Origin of the sequence: Rhodococcus sp. ARC_M12 (assembly GCF_022810385.1) — a bacterium.
Classification (GTDB): Bacteria; Actinomycetota; Actinomycetes; order Mycobacteriales; family Mycobacteriaceae; genus Rhodococcoides; species Rhodococcoides navarretei.
Window position 1 is genome coordinate 1 of record NZ_JALGQI010000040.1, and the last position, 2,630, is coordinate 2,630.

The following is a 2,630-nucleotide window of genomic DNA, read 5'->3' on the forward strand; positions in this document are numbered from 1 at the left end:
TCCCGTTCGGCGGCTTCCCTTGGGGCCGCATCGCATTCGGTCAATCCGACGGGCCGCTGCTGCCTCTGGCTGCGGTGATCGGCGCGCCGGGGTTGTCGTTCGTCGTGGTGCTGATCGGGTCCGCTCTGGCCGGCGTCGTTGCCTCCGGTCGCATCACCCGCAGAACTGCAGCAGCGTCGTGCATCGGTGTGGCCACTGCTGTAGGGGCGCTCACGGTGGTGGCTCCACTGTTCGCTCCGCCGCAGCAGGACACGGTCACCGTCGCCTTGGTGCAAGGCAACGTCCCGCGTCTCGGTCTCGACTTCAACGCCCAACGACGCGCGGTTCTCGACAACCATGTTCAGCGCACCATCGAGCTCGCCGCCGACATCGACTCCGGCCGCGTACGCGCACCCGACCTGGTCATCTGGCCGGAGAACTCCTCCGACATCGATCCCCTGCGCAACCCCGACGCCGCCGCACGTATCGACGCCGCGGCCCGCGCCGTCGGAGTCCCCGTACTCGTCGGCACGGTTCTCCGCCGAGACGACGGCACCACGAGCAACACCTCGATCGTGTGGGATCCCGTCACCGGGCCCGGGCAGAGGCACGACAAGCGGCAACTGGTGCCGTTCGGGGAGTACCTGCCGATGCGCACGATCGTCACCGCACTCTCTCCCTATGCCGCCCAGGCAGGAAACTTCACCCCGGGCCAGGGCAACGGCGTCCTCGACCTCGCCGGAGTGCACGTCGCGGTGGCCACCTGCTACGAGGTCGCCTTCGACTCGTTGCTCACCGACTCCGTGCGCGCCGGTGCCCAGCTGATCGCAGTGCCCACCAACAACGCCACTTTCGGTCGGACGAACATGACCTATCAACAACTCGCCATGTCGCGGGTACGAGCGGTCGAACACGGGCGCAGCGTCGTCGTGTCGGCCACCAGCGGCGTCAGCGCCGTCATCGATGCACGCGGGGAGGTCGTCGAGCGCACGGAGCTGTTCACCCCCGCAGCTGTCGTCACCGAGGTGTCACTGAGCACCACCCTCACCCCGGCGACGATCACCGGCAGCGTTCCGGAATGGATTGCCGCCACCGGCGCTGGTGCAGCACTGGCGTTCTCGCTGCTGCGCCGACCACGCTCCATCACACCGAACCCCGCAAACTACTATGTCGCGTAGTATTTAGATGGTGGTCGGTGAAGGGCGTGCGGAGATGACGATCGACGAACACCCCCGTGCGCACTCGCCGGGACTGGTGCGCAGAACAGTGGCGATGCTGCGCAACCGGTGGCGACAACTGACGTCGATGCGGACAGCGTTGGTGCTGCTGTTCCTCCTCGCCGCCGCAGCTGTCCCCGGCGCTTTGCTGCCGCAGCGCAATCTCAATACCCAGGCCGTCGATTCTTTCATTGCCGCGCGTCCGGTTCTCGGGCCGGTGATGGACACGCTGGAATTGTTCGACGTGTTCGCGAGTTCCTGGTTCACCGCGATCTACGTCCTGTTGTTCGTGTCGCTGATCGGCTGTCTGACTCCCCGGTTGATCGAGCACGGCAAAGCTCTTCGCGCACAACCTGTTCGAGTACCGCGAAACCTCACTCGACTACCGTTGCATCATTCGGGCACCCTCGCCGGTGACCCCGAGAAGGTGATCGCCGACATCGCGCGGCACTTGAAAGGGTGGCGTACCGCCGTTCGACCCGAGCCCGATGGGGCACTGACTCTCTCGGCGGAGAAGGGCTACACCCGCGAGGCCGGGAACCTGCTGTTTCACTTCTCGCTGATCGGTCTGCTCGCGGCCATCGCGATCGGCAAACTGTTCGGCTACGAAGGCTCGGTCATCGTCATCGCCGACAACGGGCCCGGTTTCTGCAACACCTCGCCCGCGATCTACGACTCCTTTCGCGCCGGCAACAGCACCGACGGCACCGGACTCGAGCCGTTCTGTATCCGGGTCAGAGATTTCACCGCCGACTACCTCGAGAACGGTCAGGCCGAGATGTTCACCTCGAACATCTCCTACCAGAGCGCCGACGACATCGCCGCCGACACCTGGCGCGACTATCAACTCAAAGTCAACGAACCCCTCCGGCTCGGCGACGAACGCATCTACCTCACCGGACACGGCTACGCCCCCGAGTTCACCGTCACCTTCCCCGACGGCCAGACCCGCACCGAAGCGCTGCAGTTCCGCCCCGACGACGCCACCACGTTCCTCAGCAGCGGCGCGCTGCGATTCGACCCACCCGGGGGGACCTACGCCACCGCCGAGGAGCGCCGCCGAGGGCAGATCGCCATCGAAGGACTCTTCGCGCCCACCGCGCAATTCAACGGCAACCTGCTCTCCTCCCGCTTCCCGGAACTGGTCGATCCCGCGGTGGCAGTGGACATCTACAAAGGCGACACCGGTCTCGACACCGGCATCCCGCAGTCGATCTTCTCCCTGGACCAGGAGATGATCAACCAGGGCCGGCTGGTCAAGCAGGACCGGGTCAACCTGCGGCCCGGAGAATCGACGACCCTCTCCGACGGCACCGTCGTCCGGTTCGACGGTGCCAAGGAATTCGCGAACCTCCAGGTCGGATACGACCCCGCGCAGCGGTGGGTGCTCGTGTTCGCGGTCACGATGATGACCGGACTACTGGTGTCCCTGGT

Annotated in this window: 2 protein-coding genes; both read left to right on the forward strand. The window is 65.9% G+C overall.

Annotated features, from left to right (window positions below; translation table 11 throughout):
- Positions 1-1,157: apolipoprotein N-acyltransferase (lnt, locus tag MTX35_RS25175; RefSeq protein ID WP_052061606.1), on the forward strand; the 1,157-nt coding region annotated here is incomplete at its 5' end.
- Between the two features lie 34 nt (positions 1,158-1,191).
- Positions 1,192-2,630, forward strand: a 1,439-nt coding sequence (locus MTX35_RS25180) for a cytochrome c biogenesis protein ResB (RefSeq protein ID WP_032400877.1), incomplete at its 3' end; no start/stop codon positions are given.